Annotated in this window: 22 protein-coding genes and 1 pseudogene; 10 read left to right on the top strand and 13 right to left on the bottom strand. The window is 64.5% G+C overall.

The window, feature by feature from the left end:
- Positions 1 to 30 precede the first annotated feature (30 nt).
- The 5 genes from BM222_RS33405 to coxB all read right to left on the bottom strand — a co-directional run bounded on the left by BM222_RS33405 (position 31) and on the right by coxB (position 4,445).
- Positions 31 to 687: a cytochrome c oxidase assembly protein gene (locus BM222_RS33405; protein WP_092238206.1), complete on the bottom strand. Its 657-nt coding sequence runs from the start codon at positions 685 to 687 to the stop codon at positions 31 to 33.
- Between the two features lie 6 nt (positions 688 to 693).
- A complete protein-coding gene (locus tag BM222_RS33400; RefSeq protein WP_092238203.1) occupies positions 694 to 858 on the bottom strand; it encodes a cytochrome c oxidase system small membrane protein in 165 nt (54 codons plus the stop codon).
- 7 nt (positions 859 to 865) lie between these two features.
- A complete protein-coding gene (locus BM222_RS33395; protein ID WP_092238200.1) occupies positions 866 to 1,810 on the bottom strand; it encodes a heme o synthase in 945 nt (314 codons plus the stop codon).
- Between the two features lie 64 nt (positions 1,811 to 1,874).
- The gene (gene ctaD / locus BM222_RS33390) at positions 1,875 to 3,503 is read right to left on the bottom strand and encodes a cytochrome c oxidase subunit I (RefSeq protein ID WP_092238197.1); all 1,629 of its coding nucleotides are present in this window, start codon (positions 3,501 to 3,503) and stop codon (positions 1,875 to 1,877) included.
- A gap of 87 nt (positions 3,504 to 3,590) precedes the next feature.
- Positions 3,591 to 4,445, bottom strand: coding sequence for a cytochrome c oxidase subunit II (gene coxB, locus BM222_RS33385; protein WP_092238194.1), 855 nt, complete (start codon positions 4,443 to 4,445; stop codon positions 3,591 to 3,593).
- A 432-nt stretch (positions 4,446 to 4,877) separates the two neighbouring features.
- Between coxB and BM222_RS33380 the strand changes: the two genes are divergently transcribed.
- From BM222_RS33380 to BM222_RS33360, 5 genes and pseudogenes are all read left to right on the top strand, one after another.
- Positions 4,878 to 5,438 carry an invasion associated locus B family protein gene (locus BM222_RS33380; RefSeq protein WP_092238190.1) on the top strand — a complete coding sequence of 187 codons (561 nt, stop codon included), beginning with the start codon at positions 4,878 to 4,880 and terminating at the stop codon, positions 5,436 to 5,438.
- A 110-nt stretch (positions 5,439 to 5,548) separates the two neighbouring features.
- Positions 5,549 to 6,976 (top strand): metalloprotease TldD, encoded by a 1,428-nt coding sequence (gene tldD, locus BM222_RS33375; RefSeq protein ID WP_092238282.1) that lies wholly within the window; start codon positions 5,549 to 5,551, stop codon positions 6,974 to 6,976.
- Positions 6,973 to 7,755, top strand: coding sequence for a signal peptidase I (gene lepB, locus BM222_RS33370; RefSeq protein ID WP_092238187.1), 783 nt, complete (start codon positions 6,973 to 6,975; stop codon positions 7,753 to 7,755). Before tldD ends, lepB begins: the two co-directional genes overlap by 4 nt.
- 10 nt (positions 7,756 to 7,765) lie before the next feature.
- A pseudogene (locus BM222_RS33365) lies at positions 7,766 to 7,858 on the top strand (MmcQ/YjbR family DNA-binding protein); the annotation flags it as partial.
- Between the two features lie 22 nt (positions 7,859 to 7,880).
- A complete protein-coding gene (locus tag BM222_RS33360; protein WP_092238184.1) occupies positions 7,881 to 8,447 on the top strand; it encodes a nucleotidyltransferase family protein in 567 nt (188 codons plus the stop codon).
- A gap of 7 nt (positions 8,448 to 8,454) precedes the next feature.
- Here BM222_RS33360 and BM222_RS33355 read toward each other — a convergent pair whose 3' ends face one another.
- From BM222_RS33355 to BM222_RS33345, 3 genes are all read right to left on the bottom strand, one after another.
- Positions 8,455 to 9,033 carry a PAN domain-containing protein gene (locus tag BM222_RS33355; RefSeq protein ID WP_092238181.1) on the bottom strand — a complete coding sequence of 193 codons (579 nt, stop codon included), beginning with the start codon at positions 9,031 to 9,033 and terminating at the stop codon, positions 8,455 to 8,457.
- A gap of 103 nt (positions 9,034 to 9,136) precedes the next feature.
- Positions 9,137 to 10,507 (bottom strand): glutamate--cysteine ligase, encoded by a 1,371-nt coding sequence (locus BM222_RS33350; RefSeq protein WP_092238178.1) that lies wholly within the window; start codon positions 10,505 to 10,507, stop codon positions 9,137 to 9,139.
- A 99-nt stretch (positions 10,508 to 10,606) separates the two neighbouring features.
- A complete protein-coding gene (locus tag BM222_RS33345) occupies positions 10,607 to 11,104 on the bottom strand; it encodes a MarR family winged helix-turn-helix transcriptional regulator (protein WP_092238175.1) in 498 nt (165 codons plus the stop codon).
- Between the two features lie 126 nt (positions 11,105 to 11,230).
- Here BM222_RS33345 and gstA point away from each other — a divergent pair, with 126 nt between their 5' ends.
- Positions 11,231 to 11,845: a glutathione transferase GstA gene (gene gstA, locus BM222_RS33340; protein ID WP_092238172.1), complete on the top strand. Its 615-nt coding sequence runs from the start codon at positions 11,231 to 11,233 to the stop codon at positions 11,843 to 11,845.
- Between the two features lie 125 nt (positions 11,846 to 11,970).
- On the opposite strand, the gene BM222_RS33335 is transcribed toward gstA, so the two are convergent.
- The 4 genes from BM222_RS33335 to BM222_RS33320 are packed head-to-tail and all read right to left on the bottom strand — an operon-like array spanning position 11,971 to position 17,653.
- Entirely contained in the window at positions 11,971 to 14,184 is a 2,214-nt protein-coding gene (locus BM222_RS33335) for an FAD-dependent oxidoreductase (protein WP_092238169.1), read from the bottom strand.
- Between the two features lie 18 nt (positions 14,185 to 14,202).
- Positions 14,203 to 15,411 carry an acetyl-CoA C-acetyltransferase gene (locus BM222_RS33330; protein ID WP_092238166.1) on the bottom strand — a complete coding sequence of 403 codons (1,209 nt, stop codon included), beginning with the start codon at positions 15,409 to 15,411 and terminating at the stop codon, positions 14,203 to 14,205.
- Positions 15,412 to 15,459: 48 nt separating this feature from the next.
- Positions 15,460 to 17,250, bottom strand: coding sequence for an acyl-CoA dehydrogenase C-terminal domain-containing protein (locus tag BM222_RS33325; RefSeq protein ID WP_092238163.1), 1,791 nt, complete (start codon positions 17,248 to 17,250; stop codon positions 15,460 to 15,462).
- 19 nt (positions 17,251 to 17,269) lie between these two features.
- Entirely contained in the window at positions 17,270 to 17,653 is a 384-nt protein-coding gene (locus BM222_RS33320; protein ID WP_092238160.1) for a nuclear transport factor 2 family protein, read from the bottom strand.
- Between the two features lie 172 nt (positions 17,654 to 17,825).
- On the opposite strand from BM222_RS33320, the gene BM222_RS33315 reads away from it, so the two are divergent.
- Positions 17,826 to 18,413, top strand: coding sequence for a PadR family transcriptional regulator (locus BM222_RS33315; RefSeq protein ID WP_092238157.1), 588 nt, complete (start codon positions 17,826 to 17,828; stop codon positions 18,411 to 18,413).
- An 83-nt stretch (positions 18,414 to 18,496) separates the two neighbouring features.
- On the opposite strand, the gene BM222_RS33310 is transcribed toward BM222_RS33315, so the two are convergent.
- Positions 18,497 to 19,393, bottom strand: coding sequence for a LysR family transcriptional regulator (locus BM222_RS33310; protein WP_092238154.1), 897 nt, complete (start codon positions 19,391 to 19,393; stop codon positions 18,497 to 18,499).
- Between the two features lie 133 nt (positions 19,394 to 19,526).
- Between BM222_RS33310 and BM222_RS33305 the strand changes: the two genes are divergently transcribed.
- The 3 genes from BM222_RS33305 (at position 19,527) to BM222_RS33295 (ending at position 24,504) form a co-directional block, all read left to right on the top strand.
- Positions 19,527 to 20,900 carry an MFS transporter gene (locus BM222_RS33305; protein WP_092238279.1) on the top strand — a complete coding sequence of 458 codons (1,374 nt, stop codon included), beginning with the start codon at positions 19,527 to 19,529 and terminating at the stop codon, positions 20,898 to 20,900.
- A gap of 29 nt (positions 20,901 to 20,929) precedes the next feature.
- Positions 20,930 to 22,633: an FAD-dependent oxidoreductase gene (locus BM222_RS33300; RefSeq protein WP_092238151.1), complete on the top strand. Its 1,704-nt coding sequence runs from the start codon at positions 20,930 to 20,932 to the stop codon at positions 22,631 to 22,633.
- 137 nt (positions 22,634 to 22,770) lie between these two features.
- The gene (locus tag BM222_RS33295) at positions 22,771 to 24,504 is read left to right on the top strand and encodes a thiamine pyrophosphate-requiring protein (protein ID WP_092238148.1); all 1,734 of its coding nucleotides are present in this window, start codon (positions 22,771 to 22,773) and stop codon (positions 24,502 to 24,504) included.
- Positions 24,505 to 24,590: the final 86 nt, after the last annotated feature.

The raw sequence follows: 24,590 nt of genomic DNA, 5'->3' as shown, positions 1-24,590 counted from the left end.
ACTTATCCCCTTATTCCAGCCCCCTGAGCATCAACCCGGCGGCTGGAGATTACCCTTGCGTTTGTCGTCGTCACCGGATGCGAGCGGCTTCACCACCGGATCCTTCACCGGATAGAACGTGTAGGACAGCGTGATCGTGCTCAGCCCGTCATTGTCATGATCGTCGACGATCGACGGATCGACATAGAACACCACGGGCATCTCGCGCTTCTCGCCGGGCGCCATGGTCTGCTCGGAGAAGCAGAAGCAGTTGATCTTCTCGAAATAGGACCCGACCGTCAGCGGCGCGACGTTATAGGCGGCCTGGCCGGAGGTGGTGCGGGCGGCCTGGTTGGTCACGGTATAATAGATGGTCGTGACCTGGCCGATATTGACCTCGATCTCGGTCTGCTCAGGCACGAACTTCCAGGGCAGGCCGGGCGCGACGTTGGAATCGAAACGCACGGCGATCTTGCGGGCGATCGGACCGCTGACGGGCGCCGAGGTCGCGACCTGGGTCGTGCCGTTGAAGCCGGTAGCGCGGCAGAACCAGTTGTAGAACGGCACCGCGGCGTAGGACGCGCCGACCATGAACGCGACCACGCCGCCGCAGATCGAGGCGACCAGCACATCGCGGCCCAAGCCCCCTGAACGGCCCTTCGTGGCCGTTCGGCTCTGATCCTGCGATATGGTCGGCTTCTGATCCATGTTTCCCTACAGCGGCCGAACTAGAACCGCCGGTCCCTTGACCATGGTGACGGCGAAGAAAAGGACGACGAGGACGCCGAGGGCGAGCGCGATTGCGATCGAGCGCTGACGACGGCTCTTCTTCTGCGCCTCGGTGAGGACGATTCCATCTGGCTCGGGTTTGTCAGCCATCCCTGCCTCATGCGCCCCATGCCATCGGAGCAACCGCCCGGAACACGACCTCGGCCAGCAAGGTCGCGAACAGCGCGAACAGATACAGGATCGAGAAGGCAAACAGCTTTCGCGTCGCGCGCAGCGACTGGCTGCGTTCGCGGCGGAGATAGACGTTGATCGCGAGCGCCAGCATGCCGGCACCGAGAATCAGCGAGACGATGCCGTAGACGGCATCGAAATAACCGAGCGCCCAGGGCGCAGCGGCGACCGCGATCAGCACGATGGTGTACAGCAGGATCTGGAGACGGGTCGCGTCCGGGCCGGCGACGTTGGGCAGCATCGGAATGCCGGCGCGGGCATAGTCGTCGGAGCGGAACAGCGCCAGCGCCCAGAAATGCGGCGGCGTCCAGAAGAAGATGATCGCGAACAGCAGCAGGGGCTCGACGTTGACGGTGCCTGTTACGGCAGCCCAGGCGACGACCGGCGGCAGCGCGCCGGCAGCGCCGCCGATGACGATGTTCTGCGCGGTCCAGCGCTTCAGGCCGATCGTGTAGATGACGACGTAGAAGAAGATGGTGAAGGCAAGCAGCGCGCCCGCGATCCAGTTGACGAGGATGCCGAGCGTCATCACCGAGAAGAAGGCGAGCGTCATGCCGAACGCCATCGCCTCGGGACGGGTGATGCGGCCGCGCGGGATCGGACGGTTCGCGGTTCGCGACATCTTGGCGTCGATATCGCCCTCGAGCGCCATGTTGAGCGCGCCCGAGGCGCCGGCGCCGACGGCGATGCAGAGCAGTGAGGTGATCGCCAGAACCCAGTGGAAGTGCCCCGGCGCCATCGCCATCCCGACCAGCGCGGTGAAGATCACCAGCGACATCACCCGAGGCTTGAGCAGCGCGAGATAGTCGCCAACCTCCGCCTCGGAGATGCGGGGATTGATGTCGATGGCGTTCTGATCGAGGACGGACACTTAAACCTACTCGTTTCGTTGTAGAGCCGCGGCGCCCGTCTCGGACGCCGCGGAGTCTCGTTGCTTACTGCACGCGGGGCAGCACTTCGAACTGGTGGAAGGGCGGCGGCGAGGACAGCGTCCATTCCAGCGTGGTGGCACCCGCGCCCCAGGGATTGTCGCCCGCGGGCACCTTCTTCATGAAGGCATCGAGCACGCAGTACAGGAAGATCAGCACGCCGAAGCCGGAGATGTAGGAGCCGATCGACGAGATCAGGTTCCAGCCGGCGAACGCATCCGGATAGTCGACGTAGCGGCGCGGCATGCCCGACAGGCCGAGGAAGTGCTGCGGGAAGAACACCAGGTTGACGCCGATGAAGGTGACCCAGAAATGCGCCTTGGCCAGCGTCTCGTTGTACATGTAGCCCGTCATCTTCGGGAACCAGTAGTACCAGCCGGCGAAGATCGCGAAAACGGCGCCGAGCGACAGCACGTAGTGGAAGTGCGCGACGACGTAGTAGGTCTCCTGCAGCACGCGGTCGACGCCGGCGTTCGCCAGCACGACGCCGGTGACGCCACCGACGGTGAACAGGAAGATGAAGCCCACCGCCCAGATCATCGGCGCGCGGAATTCAATCGAGCCGCCCCACATCGTGGCGATCCAGGAGAATATCTTCACGCCGGTCGGCACGGCAATGACCATCGTGGCGGCGACGAAATAGGCCTGCGTCGCGCTGGACATGCCGACCGTATACATGTGGTGCGCCCACACCACGAAGCCGATGCCGCCGATCGCGACCATGGCGTAGGCCATGCCGAGATAGCCGAACACGGGCTTGCGCGAGAAGGTCGAGACGATCTGGCTGACCATGCCGAAGCCCGGCAGGATCAGGATGTACACCTCGGGGTGACCGAAGAACCAGAACAGATGCTGGAACAGCACCGGGTCGCCGCCGCCGTCGGGGGCGAAGAAGGTGGTGCCGAAATTGCGGTCGGTGAGCAGCATGGTGATAGCACCGGCGAGCACCGGCAGCGACAAGAGCAGCAGGAACACCGTCACCAGGATCGACCACACGAACAGCGGCATCTTGTGCAGGGTCATGCCCGGCGCGCGCATGTTGAAGATCGTGGTGATGAAGTTGATGGCGCCGAGGATCGACGAGGCACCCGCCAGATGGAGCGAGAGAATCGCGAAGTCGACCGCCGGACCGGGATGGCCCGAGCTCGACAGCGGCACATACATGGTCCAGCCGGTGCCGACGCCGTTGGCTCCCGGCTCGCCCTCGACGAAGGACGACAGCAGGAGCAGCGCGAAGGAGGCCGGCAGCAGCCAGAACGAGATGTTGTTCATGCGCGGGAACGCCATGTCCGGCGCGCCGATCATCAGCGGCACGAACCAGTTGCCGAAGCCGCCGATCATCGCCGGCATGACCATGAAGAAGATCATGATCAGGCCGTGAGAGGTCACGAACACGTTATAGGTGTGCGTTTCGTGGAATATCTGCACGCCCGGATACATCAACTCGGCACGGATCGCGATCGACATCGCGGCACCGATGATGCCGGCGATGACCGCGAAGACCAGGTACATCGTGCCGATGTCCTTGTGATTGGTCGAATAGACGTAACGCCGCCATCCGGTCGGATGGGCGTGCTCGTGATCATGTGCGTGGTCTTGCGCGTGATCGCCGTGTGCCGCTGCGCTGGTTGCCATTTTCAAATCCTGCCTTGCGTCCGTTCGGACCCCTGGAGGTCCCGCCCTTTATGTCGCTTTCAGTCCCTCGAGCCGTCGCCCCGGCGCTTACTGCGTCGGGCCGGCCGCGGAGGCGAAGGTGCTGGTGTCGCCGCTCGCATATTTCTTCTTCGCCGATTCAACCCAGGAGGCGAACTCCTGGTCGTTCACGACGCGAATCGCGATCGGCATGAAGGCGTGGTCCTTGCCGCAGAGCTCCGAGCACTGGCCGTAGAACATGCCGGTCTTGGTGGCCTTGAACCAGGTCTCGTTCAGACGCCCCGGAATGGCGTCGATCTTGACGCCGAAGGCCGGCAGCGCGAACGCGTGGATGACGTCGGCGCCGGTGACCTGAACGCGAATCACCTTGTTGACCGGCACCACCATCTCGTTGTCGACGCCGAGCAGGCGCGGCTGCTTGTCCTGGGCCATCAGCGAGTCGAACTCGAACTTGCCGTTGTCGGGATAGGCGTAGGACCAATACCACTGCTTGCCGGTCGCCTTGATGGTCAGATCCGCCTTCGGCACGTCGAGCTCGAGGAACAGCAGGCGGAACGACGGCACCGCGATGCCGACCAGGATCAGCACCGGCACCAGGGTCCACACCACCTCGATCAGCGTGTTGTGGGTGGTCCGCGACGGCACCGGATTGGCCCTCGCGTTGAATTTCACGACGACGATCACGAGCAGCGCCAGGACGAACAGCGTGATCGCGATGATCAGGTAGGACAGGAAATTGTGGAACGAGACGATGTTGTCCATCACCGGGGAACCCGAGCCCTGCAGGTGCCATTCCCATGGCGCCGGCTGCCCGAGCTCGGCGAATGCCGTGCCGCCCGTCACCAGCGTGATGCCAGTCGCCACCAAGGCGATGGTGGCCAATCCCAGCAATTGCCGGCCCACCCGACTCATCGACATCCTCATGCCGTTCGCGCTCCCCTTACGAAATCACCCCAAGTGCGCCCCCCTGTTTGCGGGGAACGCTTATTCGATCCGCCCGCCTGACAACCGCCGCGCAAGAATACCTCAAGGAGGAATTCGGGCCGGATCGCTAGAACGCCGAAATCAAGCCTCTCAAACCATAATTCTTGATCTATCGCAATGCAGTCTTCGGCCCTGCTGTGAGCCATGACCCGCAAGATATCTCCAAGCAACATCAGACAAAAATACCGCTTCCCGGGATGCCGCGGCTTGACAGCCGGATTGCCCGCTGTAGGCACAGGCGCAGGGCCGCGCAGGAACCTGATTCGTGGCGACCATGGCAGCCAAGGCCGCGCGGAATTTGCTTGTGAATTGCCTTCAAGACGCCGTCATTCCCGTATCAGTCAGCGCGAGCGAGCGGAGGGACCGACCCCGATGGGGCTTTCGAGATGCATGGCAAGATCGGTTCTGCGGCCGGGTGACGGCCTCAGGAACCTCGTCGGCCTCGTGGCTGTCGCAGTTTTCCTTGCCTTGCCCGGCCTGTTCCTGCCGAGCCTCGCCCATGCCCAGGGCGCGGTGCGCTCCGTCCATGGCGACTGGCAGATCCGCTGCGACACCCCGCCGGGTGCCCAGGCCGAGCAATGCGCCCTGATCCAGAGCGTGGTGGCGGAAGACCGCTCGAATGCCGGCCTCACCGTGATCGTGCTCAAGACCGCCGACCAGAAGAGCCGCCTGATGCGGGTGGTCGCCCCCCTGGGGGTCCTGCTGCCCTCCGGCCTTGGCTTGAAGCTCGACAACCAGGACGTCGGCCGCGCCGGCTTCGTCCGCTGCCTGCCCAATGGCTGCGTCGCCGAGGTCGTCATGGACGACAAGCTGCTCGGCCAGCTCCGCAGCGCCAAGACCGCAACCTTCATCATCTTCGAGACGCCCGAAGAGGGCATCGGCTTCCCGCTCAGCCTGAACGGCCTCGGCGAGGGCTACGACAAGCTGCCGTAGGGTCAGGCCCGCGACGAACCTATTGTTTCCGTAATGTGAGGCGTCGCGCTCTCGCGGAACGGGTCTGAAACCATTATCTTGCCTCACATCCCCCGATAATGGACGGACGCATGACCAACCCCGCCACGACCTCCCTGCTCGACCGCGCCAATCTCGACCGTGACCAGGTTCGCAACGAGGTCGCGCGCGGCCTTGCCGGCGCCGACGACGGCGAATTGTTTCTGGAATACAGCCAGACCGAAGCGCTGATGTTCGACAATGGGCGGCTGAAGCAGGCGACCTACGACACCTCGCAAGGGTTCGGCCTGCGCGCCGTCAAGGACGATGCGGTCGGCTATGCGCATTCCTCCGACGTGTCGCTGCCGGCGCTGATTCGCGCCGCCGATGCGGTCGCGGCCGTGCGCGGCGGTTATTCCGGCAGCTTCGCGGCGCCGCCAGCGCATACCAACGTGCGGCTTTATGGTGACGACAACCCGCTCGATGCCCCCGGCTTCGAGACCAAAGTCAAGCTGCTGGCCGAGATCGACGCGTATTTGCGCGACAAGGATCCGCGGGTGCGGCAGGTCAGCGTCAGCCTGGGCGCGACCTGGCAGGTGGTCGAGATCCTGCGGCCCGACGGCGAGAGCTATCGCGACATCCGCCCGCTGGTGCGCGTCAACATCTCCGTCGTGGCCGGCCAGGGTGATCGACAGGAGAGCGGCAGCAAGGGCTATGGCGGCCGCGCCGGCTATGCCGAATTCATCGAGACCCGGTCCTGGCGCGACGCCGCCGACGGCGCGCTGCGCGAGGCGCTGGTCAATCTCGAATCGATCCCCGCCCCTGCGGGCGAGATGGACGTCGTGCTCGGCGCCGGCTGGCCCGGCGTAATGCTGCATGAAGCGGTCGGCCACGGTCTCGAGGGCGACTTCAACCGCAAGAAGACCTCCGCGTTTGCCGGCCTGATGGGCCAGCAGGTCGCGGCCAAGGGCGTCACCGTGGTCGACGACGGCACCATTGCCTCACGCCGCGGCTCGCTCTCGATCGACGACGAGGGCACCCCGACCAATCGCACCGTGCTGATCGAGGACGGCATCCTGGTCGGCTACATGCAGGACCGCCAGAATGCACGGTTGATGAACATGAAGCCGACCGGCAACGGCCGCCGCCAGGGCTATGCCCATGTGCCGATGCCGCGCATGACCAACACCTACATGCTCGCGGGCGACCGCGACCCGGCCGAGATTCTCGCGTCGGTGAAGAACGGCGTGTTTGCCGCGAATTTCGGCGGCGGACAGGTCGACATCACCTCGGGCAAATACGTGTTCCAGTGCACCGAGGCCTACAAGATCGAGAACGGCAAGATCGGTGCGCCCCTGAAGGGCGCCATGCTGATCGGCAACGGGCCGACCGACCTGCATCGCATCCGCATGATCGGCAATGATCTCGCGCTCGATACCGGCATCGGCACCTGTGGCAAGAACGGTCAGGGCGTGCCTGTCGGCGTCGGCCAGCCGTCGCTTCTGATGGAACGCATTACGGTGGGTGGAACAGGCGCATGAACGTGGAAGACAAAGCAACCCTCAGCACCAAGCGGAAGAGCAGCAGCGGCTGGGCCGGGCAGCTCATGCAGCTCGCCGGCATCGTCGCCGCCGTCTTTATCGCCAAGGGCGCGCTGGCCGAGCCGTTCTACGTGCCGTCGGGCTCGATGGAGCCGACGCTGCTGATCGGCGACGCGCTGCTCGCCTCGAAATTCCCCTATGGCTACGGCACCTCGTCGCTGCCAATCCAGATCAACCTCCCGGAAACCGGCCGTGTGTTCGCGGAGATGCCGAAGCAAGGCGATGTCGTGGTGTTCCGCTGGCCCGGCGATCGCTCGCAGGCCTGGGTCAAGCGCGTCGTGGGCTTGCCCGGTGACCGCATCCAGATGCGACAGGGTCAGCTCTTCATCAACGATCGTCCTGCCGAATTGAAGCCGGACGGCGTTGGCGCCGCCGAGGACGACAATGGCAGCAGCGAGCCTGCCTACCGCTACGTCGAGACACTGCCGAACGGCGTCAAGCATCTGATCTTCAAGATGCGCGACAACGGGCCGCTCGACAACACGCCGGAAGTGACCGTGCCTCCAGGGCATCTGTTCGTGCTCGGCGATAACAGGGACAACTCGGCTGACAGCCGCGTGCCGCTGCGCTCCGGCGGCGTCGGCCTGCTGCCGGTCGACAATCTGGTCGGCCGTGCCGATGCCGTGCTCGGCTCCTGGGATCTCGGCATGCGCGGCCAGCCGGTCTGGACCTGGCTCTCCGGCTTCCGCCTCGCACGGTTCTTCACTGCCGTGCACTGAGCCTGCTGCCATGACCTTCGACGACGTCAGAAAATTTGCGCTGACGTGGCCGGAGGTCGACGACGGCACATCCTACGGCAGGCCCGCGCTTAAGGTGATGCGCGTGTCGGCGCGTGACTGATGCCATGGACGAGGCTCGCTTCCTTGCGCTGGCTCTGAAGAACCCGGTCAACCTCGCAATCATTGATGAACTCCACCGCCTCGCGCTTCCCGACGCGTGGCTGGTCTCGGGATGCCTGGTGCAAACCGTGTGGAACGTGCTCACGAAGCGCGCCGTCGATCACGGCATTGCCGATTACGACGTGTTCTATTTCGACCCTGACACGTCCTGGGACGCGGAGGACGTTGTGATCCGCCAGTTGCAAGGACGGCTCGATCGTCTCGACGCCAAAATCGAGGCCCGCAACCAGGCACGCGTGCATCTGTGGTATCCGGCCAAGCACGGCCTGCCCTATCCGCCCCTATCGCGCTCCACTGACGGCATCGACCGCTTCCTGACGCAGAATACGCAAGTGGGCGTGAGGCGCACGGACGACGGTTTCGACGTCTATGCACCGCACGGCTTCAATGATGTCGCAGGCCTGATTGTGCGTCCCAATGCGGGCCCGAATTTCTCCGCCGCGAATTACGCCTTGAAAGCCGGGCGATGGAAAGCGCTATGGCCGGAGCTCACGGTGATTGCGGCGCGGTGATCCTGGCCTATCTCACCACGCCAGAGGTGAACCCGGCTTTCCGCCGCGGCGGCTTGATTTCCTTTTTCAGAAAGCAGCGCGCCTCGCGCCCGGTATAGCCGGGACGGGCATAGGTGAAGGCCCGGCACCTGTTGTCGGCGGTGCAGGCGGCCTTGCAGGCTTCCTCGCCTTCGCCATCCTTCAGGTCGAAATTCCGCAAATCGCCACCCGGACGGTCGATCGAGGTCTCGACGCCCTCGACGCGTGGCTCGATCACACCGGCACCGCGCACCCCGGAGATGCAGCAATTGGCGGGCTGTCGCGGCGGCACGGTGTTCTTGAGCCAGCACACCGCCGCGGCGCCGTCGATATCAGGATAGCTGAAGCTCCACGCCCGGCAGCGGCGATCGCGCTCGCAGAGCAGCGCGCAATCCTCGGGATCGCCCGACGTGACGGGCGTGTTGAAATAATCGCCGCCGGGTCGGTCGAACGCCGTCTGGGCACGCGCGGGTACGCTCGCAAATACGAGCGACAGCAGCGTGACGCAGGCCACGACGCTTGCCAAGACCTTGGCCATGACGGCCCCGGACAGGCGGCCCTTCCCCATCGGAACAGCTTTCGAGTTATTGACGGCGCTCAGGTTTTTCGGCCGGACATTTGATCGCCGCAAACCTGTACGGGCGATGAACGGCCCAATCCCGATAGTGGCTCTAGAAAGCGTATTCCGCGTAAGCAGGTTCCACCGAGCCGTTCCAGGCGCCGTTGAACTTCTCGAGCATCTCTTCGGCCGGGGTCCGGCCGGAATCGATGATGCGATCGAGCGGCTCCAGGTGCCGCGTTTCGTCGCGGCCGATCGCGTCGATGCGGCCCCGACGGCGCAAGCCTGCATGTGCGAGAATGAGGCACTCCTTGGCGATCTCGAACAGATAGCGGTCCTTGATCCGCGCCTTGAAGCCAAAGCGAGGCACGTCGTCGCGTAGCGCCTGACGCTCAGGCGCGGTCCAGTGCTTTACCATGTCCCAGGCGGCATCGAGCGACACGTCGTCGTAGAGCAGTCCGACCCAGAACGCCGACAGCGCCGGGAGCCGGCCCCACGGGCCGCCATCGGAGCCGCGCATCTCGAGATAGCGCTTCAGCCGCACCTCGGGGAAGATCGTCGAGAGATGATTGGCCCAGTCCGACAGCGTCGGACGCTCGCCGGGAAGGTTGTTGTTGCGGCCGTCGAAGAAGGCGCGGAACGAGGAGCCCGACACATCGATGTAGTCTTCACCGCGCTTGACGAAATACATGGGCACGTCGAGCGCGTAGTCGACATAACGCTCGAAACCCATGCCGTCCTCGAATGCCCAGGGCATCATGCCTGCGCGCGCATTGTCGGTGTCGCGCCAGATCTCCGAGCGGAAGGACAGGAAGCCGTTCGGCTTGCCCTCGGTGAACGGCGAATTGGCGAACAATGCGGTCGCGACCGGCTGCAGCGCCAGCGAGACGCGCAGCTTCTTGACCATGTCGGCTTCGGAGGAGAAGTCGAGATTGGTCTGCACCGTGCAGGTCCGGTACATCATGTCGAGGCCGTATCGGCCGACCTTCGGCATGTAATTGCTCATGATCTTGTAGCGGCCCTTGGGCATGACGGGGACATCGGCGCGCGACCAGGAGGGCGTCATGCCGAGGCCAAGGAAGCCGATGCCCAGCGGGGTCGCGATCTCGCGCACCTGCGCCAGGTGCGCCATCAGCTCGCTCTGGGTCTGGTGCACGTTCTCGACCGGCGCGCCGGACAGTTCGAACTGTCCCCCTGGCTCGAGCGAGATCGCACCGCCGCCGGTGACGTCGTAGAGCCCGATGATGTTGCCCTTCTCCATGATCGGCTCCCAGCCGAGCAGGAGCTTCATGCCCTCGAGCAGCGCGCCGATGCCGCGTGCGCCCTCGTAGGGCACCGGCCGATGGCCTTCGAGCGTGAACGGCGTCTTCTCGTGCTCGGTACCCATGCGGAATTCCGACGGGTCCTTGCTGCCGGCCTCGAACCACGCCACGAGCTCGTCGCGCGATTGCAGCGGCGTCATATCGATCTGGTCTCGCGCCATATCAAACTCTAATCAAAAGCGCTTCGATCGAATGCGCGCGGGTGGCGGGGATGGTCCGCGAACCCACCGGGCGCGCAGACGTGCTGGTTTGCCGCGCGATCATCGCGACGGCGAAGGTTCGGTGACGTTGACTACGGGCGGCAGCTTCATCTCGCCGCACGAGCAGCCCAGCCGGTCGAGCAGACCGCTGAGCTTGACCGCATCGGCATCGGAGAGTTTCGAGCCGACATATTTCTCGATCGCAGCCGAGTAGGCGCCCCACATTCGCTTCTGCAACTCGCGGCCGGCCTCCGTGATCTCGACGAATTGACCACGCTTGTCGATCTTGCATTCGCGCCGGCAGGCGAGCCCCTCGTCGACCAGGCGGTCGATCAGGCGCGAGGTGGAGTATTGCGGGATCAGCATTTGCCGCTCGAGCTCCACCGGGCGCAGCTCTCCGCTCGGCGCGCGCGACAATTCGAGCAGCGCATCGTACCATGCCAGCGGCGGGAACCCTGCCTTCTTCAGGTCCTGTTCGACACAGTCGAGCACGCGGCTCTGCACCCGCATCAGGCGGATCCAGGCACTGGTTGCCTCGGTCGATGGTTTGCGTTTCATGGTCCCGCTCAAGCTCGTCGTCCGCTTCTTACCCCACTCGATGCACCTGCATCAATCTTGACTATTGGATGCAGATGCATGTAGGCGTTCTTTCGCCCCTACCAAGCCTCAAGAGGAGGAAATTCCATGAAACTGTATTACGCGCCCGGCGCTTGCTCGCTGTCCCCCCATATCGCGCTTCTGGAGGCCGACCTACCCTATGAGCTGGTCAAGGTCGATATCCGGGCCAAGAAGCTCGAGAACGGCGAAGACTATCTGAAGGTCAATCCCAAGGGTCAGGTCCCCGCGCTTGGCCTCGACAGCGGCGAGATCGTGACCGAAGGCCCGGTCATTGTCCAGATGATCGCCGACAAGGTCCCGGCCAAGCAACTCGCCCCCGCGCGGGACAGTTCCGAGCGCTACAAGCTGCTCGAATGGCTGAACTTCCTGACCTCCGAGGTGCACAAGAGCTTTGGCCCGCTGTTCGCGCCGGCCCTGAACGACGACGCCAAGGCGTTCTTCAAGGACCGCGTCATGGGCAAGCTGAAGCACATCGACAGCCAGCTCGCCGGCAAGGACTACCTCATGGGCAAGCAGTTCTCGGTCGCCGACGGCTATCTCTTCACCATGCTGACCTGGGGTGACCGCATGAAGTTCGACCTCTCCGCGATGCCGAACCTCACCGCCTATAAGGCCCGCGTCGCGGCACGGCCGAAGGTGCAGGAGGCGTTGGCCAAGGAAGGGCTGGCGCAGGCGAAGTAGTCATTCTCTGTCATTCCGGGGCGCCGCGACGCGGCGAACCCGGAATCTCGCAATTGTTGCCGAGCGAAGCCGATCGAGATTCCGGATCAGTCCGCGTTGCGGACTGTCCGGAATGACGAGCTAGATCAGGCCGCCGCCTTCTTCGGCGCGAAGCGGCCGTAGAAGGTTTCGCCCTTCGCCGCCATCTCCTCCAGCAGCTTCGGCGGCGTGAAGCGCGAGCCGTACTTGGCTTCGAGCTTGTGGCAGAGCTCGACGAAGTTCTTCGTGCCCATGAAGTCGATGTAGGACAGCGTGCCGCCGGTGAACGGCGCGAAGCCGAAGCCGAGGATCGAGCCGACATCCGCCTCGCGCGGGTCGGTGATGACGTGATCCTCAACCGTGCGCGCGGCTTCCACCGCCTGCACCACCAGGAAGCGTTGCTTCAGCTCCTCGACGTCGAGCGTGTCAGGATCGAGCTGCTTCGGCTGCAGGGCCGACAGCCCCGGCCACAGGCTCTTCGAGCCCTTGCCCTTCTCGGGATAGTCGTAAAAACCCTTGCTGTTCTTGCGGCCGAGGCGGCCCTGGTTCTCGACCATCTCGACCATCAGTTTCTTCTGATCGGGGTTGATGGCGTTCGGGCCGAGATCGGCTTCCGTCGCCTTCATGATCTTCAGACCGAGGTCGAGCGCGACTTCATCCGACAGCGAGAGCGGACCGACCGGCATGCCGGCCATCTTGGCGCAGTTCTCGATCATCGCCGGCGGCACGCCCTCCAGGAACATCTCGTTGCCTTCGGCAACGTAGCGGCCGACGCAGCGGTTGGCGAAGAAGCCTCTGGTGTCGTTGACCACGATCGGCGTCTTGCCGATCTGCCGGACGTAATCGAGCGCGGTCGCGAGCGCGACGTCGCCGGTATTCTTGCCGAGGATGATCTCGACCAGCATCATCTTCTCGACCGGCGAGAAGAAGTGGATGCCGACGAACTTGCCCTGGTCCTTGAAGCTCTCGGCCAGCGAGGTGATCGGCAGCGTCGAGGTGTTCGACGCGAAGATCACGTCCGGCTTCAGGTATTCCTGCGCCTTGGCAAAGGTGTCTGCCTTGACCTTGCGGTCCTCGAACACCGCCTCGATCACGAGGTCGACGTCTTTCAGCGCAGCATAGTCCGCGGTCGGCGTGATGCGTGCGAGCAGCTTCTCGGCATCATCCGCCTTGGCGCGGCCTTTCTTGATCTGGTCCTCGATCACCTTCTGCGCATGCGCCTTGCCCTTGTCGGCACTCTCCTGGTCGCGATCGATCAGCACGACGTCGAGGCCGGCGCGGGCCGACACGTAGCCGACGCTCGCGCCCATGAAGCCGGCACCGATCACGGCAATCTTCCTGACCTTCGTCGGCGGCACGTCCTTCGGACGTCGCGCACCCTTGTTCAGCTCCTGCATCGACAGGAACAGGCTGCGGATCATCGCGGCAGCTTCCTTCGAACGCAGCACCGAGGTGAAGTAACGCGACTCCACGCGGAGCGCCGCGTCGATCGGCAACTGCAGGCCTTCATAGACGCAGCTCATGATCGCCCGCGCGGCGGGATAGTTGTCGTAGGTCTCGCGGCGATAGATCGCATTGCCGGCCGGGAACATCATCATGCCGGCTTTGGAGAACACCGGACCGCCCGGAAGCTTGAAACCCTTCTCGTCCCAGGGCGCGACCGCCTTGCCGCCGCCCTTGATCCAGTCCTTCGCGGCCTTGATCAGCTCGGCAGCCGGAACGATGGCGTGGATCAGATTCAGCGCCTTGGCCTTCTCGATCGTAACGGGATCGCCCTTGAGCAGGATCGTCATCGCGTCCTGCGGTGGCACCAGGCGCGGCACGCGCTGCGTGCCGCCCGCGCCCGGGAACAGGCCGACCTTGACCTCGGGCAGGCCGAGACGGGTCTTGGGATTCTCCGCGGCCACGCGATAGTGGCAGCACAGCGTGATCTCGAAACCGCCGCCGAGCGCGAGCCCGTTGATCGCGGCCGCCCACGGCTTGCCTGAGGTCTCGATTCCGCGGAGCACCTGCGAGAAGCGGCGGCTCTGCTCGAACAGCATCTGGTTCGCGGCGGTCTCACCCTGCTCCTTGAAGACCTTTGCGTAGGCCTGGTTCATGCCTTCGAGCATGGAGAGGTCAGCGCCGGCGCAGAACGCTTCCTTCGCCGAGGTGATGACGACGCCCTTCACCGCGGCGTCGGCCGTGGTCTCCTTGACGATCGCGTCGAGCTCGCTGGTCGAGGTCTCGTCGAGCACGTTCATCGAACGTCCCGGGATGTCCCAGGTGACGAGCGCGATGCCGTCGGAATCGGTCTCAACCTTGAAATTCTTGTAAGCCATGTTGGTTGCTCCCTACCCTTAGACGCGCTCGATGATGGTCGCGGTGCCCATGCCGCCGCCGATGCACAGCGTGACCAGAGCGGTGGACTTGTTGGTGCGCTCGAGCTCGTCGAGCACGGTGCCGAGGATCATCGCGCCGGTCGCCCCTAACGGATGGCCGAGCGCGATCGCGCCGCCATTGACGTTGATCTTGGCGTTGTCGATGTCGAAGGCCTGGATGTAGCGCAGCACGACCGAGGCGAAGGCCTCGTTGAGCTCGAACAGATCGATGTCCGACTTCTTCATGCCCGAGCGGGCGAACAGCTTTTCGGTGACGTCCACCGGGCCGGTCAGCATCATCGCCGGCTCCGAGCCGACATTGGCGAACGCGCGGATCTTTGCGCGCGGCTTCAGGCCGTACTTGCTGCCCGCTTCCTTGCTGCCGAGCAGCACGGCGCCGGCACCGTCGACGATGCCCGACGAATTGCCGGCATGGTGCACGTAGTTGACGCGCTCGATTTCGGGGTGCGACTGCACCGCGACGCCGTCGAAGCCGCCCATCTGCGCCATCATCGTGAACGACGGCTGCAACTGGGCCAGCGACTGCATCGTCGTCGAGGGCCGCATGTGCTCGTCCTTGGCGAGTATGGTGAGGCCGTTGATGTCCTTCACCGGCACGACCGACTTGTTGAAGCGGCCTTCGTCCCACGCCTTGGCCGCACGCTGCTGGCTCTGCACCGCATAGGCATCGACGTCATCGCGCGAGAAGCCGTATTTGGTGGCGATGAGATCGGCCGAAACGCCCTGCGGCATGAAGTAAGCGGGCACCGCCATCGACGGATCCATCGGCCAGGCACCGCCGGAGGCGCCGATGCCGACGCGGCTCATCGATTCGGCGCCGCCGCCGATCACGAGGTCATGCTGACCGCTCATCACCTGCGCGGCCGCGAAGTTCACCGCATCGAGGCCGGAGGCGCAGAAGCGGCTGATCTGCACGCCGGGCACGGCTTCACCGAGACCCGCCTTCAGCGCGGCGAAGCGCGCGATGTCGGAGCCCGCTTCGCCGACCGGATCGACCACGCCGAGCACGACGTCGTCGACGGAATCTTCCGGCAAATGATTGCGGTCCTTCAGCGCCTTCAGCGGCACGGTGGCGAGCGCGAGCGCGGTGACTTCGTGCAGAGCGCCGTCCGCCTTGCCGCGGCCGCGCGGGGTGCGAACGTGATCGTAGATGAATGCCTCAGGCATGATGCCCTCCTGATCTGTTGTTCGAATTTCGTTAGCGCGGAAGCTGACTCAGAACGCTTCCGCCGGCAATTCCATGATGGTGGCGCAGCCGGACTGAATGCGCGCGAGATTGGCCGCGGTCTCCGGCAGCATCCGCTCCATGAAGAAGCGGCCGGTAACGAGCTTGGTGGAGAGATAGGGCGTCGCGCCGCTGGCGGCAATCTTCCCTAGCGTCACCTTCGCCATCTTCGCCCACATGTAGCCGAGCGCGACGAAGCCGAAGAGATGCAGGTAATCGGTTGCGGCGGCGCCGGCATTGTCCGGCTTCGCCATCGCGTTCTGCATCAGCCACGTCGTGGCCTGCTGCAGATGCCCGAGCGAGGTCGATAGCGGGGTGATGAAAGGCTTCAGCGCCTCGTCCCCGCCGTTCTCCTTGGCGAAGGCCATGACCTCGCCGAAGAACGCCATGATGGCGCGGCCGCCGTCGCGCGGCAGCTTGCGGCCGACGAGGTCGAGCGCCTGGATGCCGTTGGCGCCTTCGTAGATCATCGCGATGCGTGCATCGCGCACGAACTGCTCCATGCCTTGCTCGGCGATGTAGCCGTGGCCGCCATACATCTGCTGCGCCTGCACCGCGTTGGCGAAGCCGTAATCGGTGAGGAAGCCCTTCAGCACCGGCGTCATCAGGCCCATGTGGTCGTCGGCGGCCTGCCTGTCCTTCGGATCCTCGGAGCGATGGGCGACGTCGCTCTTCAGCGCGGTCCACATCACGAAGGCGCGCGCGGCCTCGTTGAAGGCGCGGATCGAGAGCAGCGTGCGGCGCACGTCGGGATGCACGATGATCGGATCGGCCGGCTTGTCCGGCGCCTTCACACCAGTGAGCGAACGGCCCTGGATGCGCTCGCGGGCATAGGCGACCGCGTTCTGGTAGGCGACCTCGGATTGCGCGAGACCCTGCACGGCGACGCCGAGGCGGGCCTCGTTCATCATCACGAACATGCCCTGCATGCCCTTGTTCTCTTCGCCGATCAGCCAGCCGGTCGCGTTGTCGTAGTTCATCACGCAAGTGGAGTTGCCGTGAATGCCCATCTTGTGCTCGATCGAGCCGCAGACGACGCCATTGCGGGCACCGACCGAACCATCGGCGTTGACAAGGAATTTTGGCACCACGAACAGCGACACGCCCTTGATGCCGGCGGGCGCGCCTTCGATGCGGGCGAGCACGAGGTGGATGATGTTGGAGGCGAGGTCATGCTCGCCGGCGGAGATGAAGATCTTGGTGCCCGTGATCTTGAAGCTGCCGTCGGCCTGGCGCACCGCCTTGGTGCGGAGCATGCCGAGATCGGTGCCGCAATGCGGCTCGGTCAGGTTCATGGTGCCGGTCCATTCGCCGGCGACCATCTTCGGCACGTAGGTCTGCTTCTGCTCCGGCGAGCCATGAACGATCAGCGCCGCGGTCGCGCCCATGGTGAGGCCGCCATACATCGAGAACGCCATGTTGGCGGAGATCTGGAATTCGTTGACCGCCTGCGAGAGCGTCACCGGCAGGCCCTGGCCGCCGAACTCGGTCGGCGCCGACAGGCCGAGCCAGCCGCCCTCGGCCACCTGCCGGAAGGCGTCCTTGAAACCCTTCGGCGTGGTGACGCTGCCGTCATCGGCGCGCTTGCAGCCTTCGAGATCGCCGACGCGGTTGAGCGGCTGCAGCACCTCCTCGGCGAGCTTGGCGGCTTCGCCCAGGATCGCCTCGCGCACGTCGCTCGAGGCATCGGAGAAGCCGGCGAGGTTGTCGTAGCGGTCGATCTGGAAGACATCGTTGAGCAGGAAGTTCACGTCTTCGACGGGGGCTTTGTAGATCGGCATGGCGGTCTCCCGGAGCTCTCTAGGATTGGGCGGCGAGCTGCTCCGCCATCAGGCGGTGCAGCATGTTGATGGCCTTGAGCGGACGCACCATCACCTTGAAATGGGTGATGCGTCCCTCGCTGTCGAAGGTGATGATGTCGACGCCGTTGATCTCGATGCCGTCGATCATGGTCTTGAATTCGAGCACGGCGCCGTTGGCGCTGGTCCACTCGCCGACATAGGTGAAGCCCGGGCCGCCGAGCACCTTCTCGGCGCTGGCGAGATATTTGAACGTGATGTCGCGCCCGCGCTGCGGCGAGTGCACGACCGGGCTCTCGAACACGGCCTCAGGATGCAGCAGGTCCCACAGTGCCGTGTGATCGTGGGACTTCATGTAAGCGTACCAGGAGTCGAGGCCGGTCATCGTCAGGTGCCTCCCAAACAGCTTTGGCAAAACGCGAAAACAACCCCATGCACAGTAGCGCGAAGGGCCTATTTCGGGGGGTCTCGCGCCCCGCCTCATATGCACATTGACGCATATGCGCCGATGCGCATAAAGTCAAGCTGGTTGGTGAGAGAACAGGGAGGCAGGTCACATGGCATTGGGCGACGCGATCCTCGCATGTCTCACGGAGCGTCCGATGACGGGCTACGAGCTCGCCAAGACGTTCGACTCCTCCGTCGGCTTCTTCTGGAAGGCCGACCACCAGCAAATCTACCGCGAGCTGTCCAAGCTGCGCGACCGCGGCTACATCCAGGGCCGCGAGGTCGTGCAATCAGGCAAACCCAACAAGCTCATCTATACGCTCACTCCCGAAGGCCGAACAGCGCTGCGGCACTGGGCCGCGCGGCCGAGCACGCCGCCTTCGATCAAGGACGATCTGCTGGTGCGGCTGCATGCGCTCGACAGCATCGACATCGAGCCGATCCGCACCGATCTGATGGATCGCCTCGAGCATCACCGCGACCGGCACGAGAACTACGCCCGGATCCTGAAAAAGCGATTCCCCGACGGCACGGCATCCAGCGTGCTCGACCTCGGCAACCTGCTGCTGCTTCGCCTCGGCGCGCGGCATGAGCAGATGGTGGCCGATTTCTGCGAGGAGGCGCTCGAGGCGTTGTCGGCGATGTCAGGCAAGGCGACCGTGGTGCCGCTGGAGGATGGCAAGCGGGAGAAGGGCTAGAGAGGACGCCGACGGCTAGACTGGATCGGCGAAGGCTTAAAGAGCGATCTGAATCGGGATGAATCGTCAGCGCGCTCAGGTCGCTACTTCATCGACAGGACGCGCCTTGTGATCTCGGCAAACTGCTCCGCTGCTGGCGAGAGAGTAAAGTCGGCCCGGCTCAGCAGCGAGACGTGCCGGTTGACGACCGGCTGGCTCAGTGGGACGGCTGCAAGGGTTGGAAACTGCGCCTTGGGCAGCATGTGTGCCGGCAGAATGCTGATTCCGGCACCCTCAGCGGTCAATGCGAGGGCGGTCGTGATGAGCGAGACTTCGAGGGCGGGCCTCAGCTCCTGCCCCGTCTGTGACAAGGCCTCGTCGATCTGGGTACGGATTCGCGTTCCACGGCGCATCGCGATCAGGTCGGAGGCGGTGAGGTCGTCCCAGGTCAGGCGCCGACGCTTCTCGAAGCGGCCGTCCTTGATACCGATCGCCGAAAGCGGGCTTTGCATGAGCGTTTCGATCCGCGCCTCCGACCTGCCGTCGTCCTCGAAGCTACCGATGCCGAACTCGGCGTGCCCCGCCGTGACGAACGGCAGCAGTTCGTCCGGAGCGATGTCGAACAGGTCGATCTTCACCGCGGGGTGACGGGAGCGGTACTTCGCCAGGACGCGCGGCAGCAGGGCCGAGGCTACGCCGGCGGAGACTGCAACGGCGATCCGGCCCGTCCTCACCTCGACCAGGTCGCGCATATGCTGCGACAGTCCCCGCGCGCTCGACAGGATCCGCTCCGCCGCGGGAATCGCCTCCCTGCATGCGGCCGTCGGATGCAGCGCGCGCGTCGTCCGATCGAACAGCTTGAGTTGGAAATTCTCCTCGATCTGCCGGATCAGCAGACTGATCGCCGACTGCGTAACGCGCAGCTCGGCCGCGGCCTTCGTGATGCTGCCGAGGCGATAGACCAGGACCAGCGCCTCCAGCTGCCGCATGGTCGGATTCATAAGAAAACCTTGCGAATTGATGAGAACTTTGTGGCTAATCGAAAGAGTGCGGGCGTGCAAGATAATTCCAGCGCGATGTTTGCCGCCGTGGCGCGGCACTTCATCGAACGACAACAAGCCATGGGAGGGAGATTTGGCGCAGGCGATCAACATTGGCCGTTACATCGATGACCGTCCGCTGTCGGCGTTCCAGATCCGCGTGATCTGTTTATGCGCGCTCGTGATCGGGCTGGACGGCTTCGATGCCCAGGCACTCGGCTTCGTCGCCCCGGCGCTCAGCAAGGATCTGCATCTGGCACCCGGCGCCTTGGGACCCGTATTCGGTGCCTCCCTGTTCGGCGTGATGATCGGATCGCTGTTGTTCGGCGCGCTGGCCGACTATTTCGGCCGCAAATGGCTGGTGATTGCGGGCGTGATCGTATTCGCGCTGGGGTCGCTGGCCACCAGCCGGGCCGCAAGCGTCCCAGACCTGGTGGTCCTGCGCTTTCTGACCGGCCTCGGTCTCGGTGGCGTCCTGCCGAATGCGATCGCGCTGACCGGCGAGTATTCACCGCAGCGCCGCCGGACGCTGCTGATCATGCTGATGTTCATGACGGTCTCGCTGGGATCTGCGATCGGCGGCTCTGTCGCGGCCAAGCTGATTTCGGCCTATGGCTGGCAGGCCATCTTCGTGATCGGTGGCGTCCTTCCGCTCCTTCTCGGCCCGGTCCTGATCGTCTGGCTCCCGGAATCGCTGTCGCTGCTGGCGCTTGACGAGCGCAAGAACGGCCGCATCCGCGCACTCCTGGCCCAGATCGATCCCTCGACAAAGTTCGCGGATGACGCGCGCTTCGCCGTCATCGAGGAAAGCGGCAAGGGATTCCTGTTGCCGCAGCTCTTCACCCACGGGCGCCTCGTCCCGACATTGCTCCTGTGGATCATGTTCTTCATGAACATGCTCGACATTTACTTCCTCAACAGCTGGCTGCCGACGCTGACGCATGGCGTCGGCCTCGACGTCCAGGCTGCGATCGCCGTCGGGGTCGCGTTCCAGCTCGGCGGAATGTTCGGAACTGTCGCGCTCGGATTGCTGATCGAGCGGCTCGACTTCCATCGTGTCCTGTTCCTGACCTACGTCGCCGGCTTCGTCTCGATCGTTACCATCGGATTTGCCGGAGCCGTGCTGCCGATCCTGGTGCCGGCGGTCTTCATCGCTGGCGTCGCGGTGATCGGCGGTCAGATCGGCTGCAACGCCTACGCGGCGCGCCTTTATCCGACCTACATCCGCGCCACCGGAATCGGCTGGGCGCTCGGCATGAGCCGCTTCGGTTCGATTCTGGGCGTGACCGTCGGCGGACTGATGCTTGCCGCGCAATGGAGCATCCCCTCGCTGTTCCAGGCGAGCGCGGTGCCGCAGCTCTGTTCGGCGCTGGTGACGCTCGGTCTCGCCTTCCTCAGCATGCGCCGCGGCGGCGCGCCAAGCGGCCAAGCGCAGCGAGATGCGCTCCCAGTAACCGAGCGCGCCTGAGCCTGTTCCAGAAAAGCCAGAGAAGTGAGATGAAAAGCATCCAAACCCAGGTCCTCATCGTCGGTGCGGGGCCGGTCGGATTGACCGCCGCCATGGACCTCGCCTCGCGTGGCATCGATGTCGTCGTCGCCGAGATCCGCCGCGCCGGCGAGCCGCCGAACGTCAAATGCAATCACGTGTCCGCCCGCTCGATGGAGGTGTTTCGACGCCTCGGCATCGTCCATGAGGTACGTGAAGGCGGACTGCCGGCCGACTTCCCGAATGACTGCGCCTATCGCACAGCGGTCGTCGGGCGCGAACTGACGCGCATCCCGATTCCCTGTCGCGCGGATCGCTACACGGCGACGGGCGGGCCTGATACCGATTGGCCCACGCCCGAGCCGCCGCATCGGATCAATCAGATCTATCTCGAGCCGATCCTGTTCGCCGCCGCCGAGGCCCAGCCAAGGATCAGGATTCTCACTCGCGTCCAGGTCGGGCATTTCGAGCAGGGCGCGGATGGCGTCATTGCGCGGGCGCTGAATCTCGATACGAACGAGGACATCACCATTGCCGCCGACTATCTGATCGGTTGCGATGGCGGCCGGTCCACTGTGCGCAGGCTGATCGGCTCGCGCCTTGGCGGCACGGACGTCGTGCAGCGCGTGCAGTCCACCTACATCCACGCCCCCGCACTGAAGGATCTGATCACCCAGAAGCCGGCCTGGATGACCATGTCGCTCAATCCGCGCCGCTGCGGCACGACGGTATCGATCGACGGCCGCGACAACTGGCTGATCCACAACCATCTCGCGCCGGAAGAGCTCGAGTTCGACAGCGTCGATCGCGATTGGGCACTGCGCACCATTCTCGGCGTTGATGAACGCTTCCAATATGACATCATCAGCAAGGAGGACTGGGTCGGGCGCCGCCTGGTAGCCGATCGCTTCCGGAACGGCCGTGCATTCATTTGCGGTGATGCAGCCCATCTGTGGATTCCCTATGCCGGCTACGGCATGAATGCCGGTATCGCCGATGCCGTCGACCTCTGCTGGATTGTGGCCGGCGTCCTGCAGGGCTGGGCCAGCCCTGCGCTGCTCGACGCCTACGAGGCCGAGCGCCAACCCATCACCGAGCAGGTGTCGCATTTCGCGATGAACCACGCGCTTGCAGTCATGGGGCAGCGGCGCGCCGTTCCCGCGGAGGTCGAGATCGATGGTTCAGTCGGCGACGCCGCGCGGAGCAAGATCGGCCAGGCCGCCTACGATCTCAACGTCCAGCAGTATTGTTGTGCAGGCCTGAACTTCGGCTACTATTATGACCACTCGCCGGCCATAGCTTATGACGGCGAGGCGCCCCCGCCTTACAGCATGGGCAGCTTCACAGCCTCGACCGTGCCTGGTGCCCGCGCGCCCCATGTCTGGCTCTCTGATGGACGCTCGCTGCTCGATGCGCTCGGTCCTGCCTACACGTTGTTGCGATTCGATCGAACCAGCGATGTCGCACCGCTGGTGGACGCAGCCGCGCGTTCGGGCGTTCCCTTGACGCTCCTCGACGTCGATCGGGCCGAGGCCGGATTCGATTTTCCTGAGACGCTCCTGATGGTGCGCCCGGATTCGCACATCGCCTGGCGCGGTAGGGCGGCGCCGCCAGATCCTGATCGGCTGCTCGAGCGATTGCGTGGAGCAGTTTCCAAGCCGACCAGTCCTGAGCACGACCCGGCCGGAAAAGCAGCGCCTGCTCACGTTGCATGATCGGAAGGGCGGCTTTCGCCTTGGGCGCCGATCTGCGGGCTGCTGGTGACCCGGTACACCGTGGCAGGAACGGCGACATCTGATTTCGCGTTCGGGCCGCCAGAACGCGCTGCATTAAGGCGGGAAACGAGTGAATCATGGCGACCTACAGCACCGCACACTACTTCATCGAGGCCCTCGTCGATCTCGGGATCGACTACATCTTTGCCAATCTCGGCACCGACCACGTCTCGCTGATCGAGGAGATCGCGCGCTGGGACAGTGAGGGACGGCGGCATCCCGAGGTCATCCTGTGTCCGCACGAGGTGGTCGCGGTTCACATGGCGGCCGGATATGCGTTCGCAACGGGCCGTGGCCAGGCTGTGTTCGTCCATGTCGATGCCGGCACGGCCAATGCATGCATGGCGATCCAGAATCTGTTTCGCTATCGCCTGCCGGTCATGCTGTTTGCCGGCCGGGCTCCGTTCACGCTCCACGGCGAACTCACCGGATCGCGAGATACCTATGTCCACTTCCTCCAGGACAGCTTTGACCAGGCGAGCATCGTACGCCCCTACGTGAAATGGGAATACACCCTGCCATCGGGCGTGGTCGTGAAGGAGGCGCTGGCACGTGCGGCGGCGTTCACGCACAGCGATCCGCCGGGGCCGGTCTACATGATGCTGCCTCGAGAAACCCTCGCGGAGAGCTGGGACGAGCAGCAAATGCCCGCTTATCCGCCGACGCGGTATGGCTCCGTGAAGGCCGGCGGGATCGAACCGGCGCGGGCGCATGCCGTTGCTGAAGCGTTGATGGCGGCCGAGAATCCGATCGCGCTGACCGCCTATCTCGGACGCAATCCAGATGCTGTCGCCGTGCTCGAGGGGCTGGCGCTTGCCTGCGGCATTCGCGTCGCCGAGTTCAATCCGGTGACGGTGAACTTTCCCCAGGACTCGCCGTGCTTCGTTGGTGGCGATCCATCCGCGCTGTTGGCCCATGCCGACCTCGGGCTGCTCCTCGATACCGACGTGCCTTTCGTCCCGCAATCGGTAAAGGCTGCGGATACGCTGCGCTGGATCCAGATCGATGTCGATCCGCTGAAGGTGGACATTCCGATGTGGGGCTTTGCCGCCGACCTGCGCATCCAGGGGAATTCGGCGACCATCCTGCAGCAGGTGCTCGAGATCGTCGAAGCTCGCGCTGATGAAGCCTACCGAAGGAAAGTGCGTCGCCGGATCGAGAGCTGGCAGCCGATGCGCGAGAGCGTCGAGGCAAAGCGACGATCCGCGGCCGCGCAAAAGGGCGAACCAGGCGCGATCAATCCTGCATTCCTCTTCGGGCGTCTCCGGGCGCTCCTGTCCAAGGACGACATCGTCCTCAATGAGGCCGTCCGCAATGCGCCCGTCCTTCAGCAGCAGCTACCCCGCACCAAGCCTCTGACCTATGTCGGTCTGGCCGGCGGGGGGCTTGGCTTCAGCGGCGGCATGGCGCTCGGACTGAAGCTCGCGAATCCGGCGCGCCGGATCGTGCAGATCGTCGGTGACGGCGCTTTCCACTTCGCCGCGCCGGATTCCGTCTACGCCGTGTCGCAGCAATATCGGCTGCCGATCTTCACCGTCATTCTCGACAACGGCGGCTGGCAGGCCGTAAAGGCCGCGGTTCAACGGGTTTATCCCGACGGAGAGGCTCAGCGGGCTGACGCGTTCCAGTCCAAGCTTCGGACCGGACGCCAAGACGAGCAGCGGCGCTTCATCGACATTGCCCGTGCCTTCGGTGCTCATGGTGAGCGGGTCACAGACCCGGACGGGCTCGATGAAGCGATCACGCGCTGCCTTTGCGCAGTCGATACAGGATGCGCCGCTGTCATGCATGTCGACATCGTGCCGCTCTAGGCGGGCGGCCAAATACAGCCGGTACCCTGCTGTGTTTCGACTCAGGCGGCGGTGCCCGCGCGCAGCGCCGGTCGTCCAGGCGACGC

Origin of the sequence: Bradyrhizobium sp. Gha (assembly GCF_900113735.1) — a bacterium.
GTDB lineage: Bacteria > Pseudomonadota > Alphaproteobacteria > Rhizobiales > Xanthobacteraceae > Bradyrhizobium.
This window is presented reverse-complemented; position numbering and strand designations above follow the sequence as displayed.

Excerpts from the sequence above, each read along its gene's own strand:
- BM222_RS33405 (WP_092238206.1), bottom strand. The coding sequence starts at position 687 with ATGGATCAGAAGCCGACCATATCGCAGGATCAGAGCCGAACGGCCACG.
- BM222_RS33400 (WP_092238203.1), bottom strand. The coding sequence starts at position 858 with ATGGCTGACAAACCCGAGCCAGATGGAATCGTCCTCACCGAGGCGCAG.
- ctaD (WP_092238197.1), bottom strand. The coding sequence starts at position 3,503 with ATGGCAACCAGCGCAGCGGCACACGGCGATCACGCGCAAGACCACGCA.
- coxB (WP_092238194.1), bottom strand. The coding sequence starts at position 4,445 with ATGAGGATGTCGATGAGTCGGGTGGGCCGGCAATTGCTGGGATTGGCC.
- BM222_RS33380 (WP_092238190.1), top strand. The coding sequence starts at position 4,878 with ATGGGGCTTTCGAGATGCATGGCAAGATCGGTTCTGCGGCCGGGTGAC.
- tldD (WP_092238282.1), top strand. The coding sequence starts at position 5,549 with ATGACCAACCCCGCCACGACCTCCCTGCTCGACCGCGCCAATCTCGAC.
- lepB (WP_092238187.1), top strand. The coding sequence starts at position 6,973 with ATGAACGTGGAAGACAAAGCAACCCTCAGCACCAAGCGGAAGAGCAGC.
- BM222_RS33360 (WP_092238184.1), top strand. The coding sequence starts at position 7,881 with ATGGACGAGGCTCGCTTCCTTGCGCTGGCTCTGAAGAACCCGGTCAAC.
- BM222_RS33355 (WP_092238181.1), bottom strand. The coding sequence starts at position 9,033 with ATGGGGAAGGGCCGCCTGTCCGGGGCCGTCATGGCCAAGGTCTTGGCA.
- BM222_RS33350 (WP_092238178.1), bottom strand. The coding sequence starts at position 10,507 with ATGGCGCGAGACCAGATCGATATGACGCCGCTGCAATCGCGCGACGAG.
- BM222_RS33345 (WP_092238175.1), bottom strand. The coding sequence starts at position 11,104 with ATGAAACGCAAACCATCGACCGAGGCAACCAGTGCCTGGATCCGCCTG.
- gstA (WP_092238172.1), top strand. The coding sequence starts at position 11,231 with ATGAAACTGTATTACGCGCCCGGCGCTTGCTCGCTGTCCCCCCATATC.
- BM222_RS33335 (WP_092238169.1), bottom strand. The coding sequence starts at position 14,184 with ATGGCTTACAAGAATTTCAAGGTTGAGACCGATTCCGACGGCATCGCG.
- BM222_RS33330 (WP_092238166.1), bottom strand. The coding sequence starts at position 15,411 with ATGCCTGAGGCATTCATCTACGATCACGTTCGCACCCCGCGCGGCCGC.
- BM222_RS33325 (WP_092238163.1), bottom strand. The coding sequence starts at position 17,250 with ATGCCGATCTACAAAGCCCCCGTCGAAGACGTGAACTTCCTGCTCAAC.
- BM222_RS33320 (WP_092238160.1), bottom strand. The coding sequence starts at position 17,653 with ATGACCGGCCTCGACTCCTGGTACGCTTACATGAAGTCCCACGATCAC.
- BM222_RS33315 (WP_092238157.1), top strand. The coding sequence starts at position 17,826 with ATGGCATTGGGCGACGCGATCCTCGCATGTCTCACGGAGCGTCCGATG.
- BM222_RS33310 (WP_092238154.1), bottom strand. The coding sequence starts at position 19,393 with ATGAATCCGACCATGCGGCAGCTGGAGGCGCTGGTCCTGGTCTATCGC.
- BM222_RS33300 (WP_092238151.1), top strand. The coding sequence starts at position 20,930 with ATGAAAAGCATCCAAACCCAGGTCCTCATCGTCGGTGCGGGGCCGGTC.
- BM222_RS33295 (WP_092238148.1), top strand. The coding sequence starts at position 22,771 with ATGGCGACCTACAGCACCGCACACTACTTCATCGAGGCCCTCGTCGAT.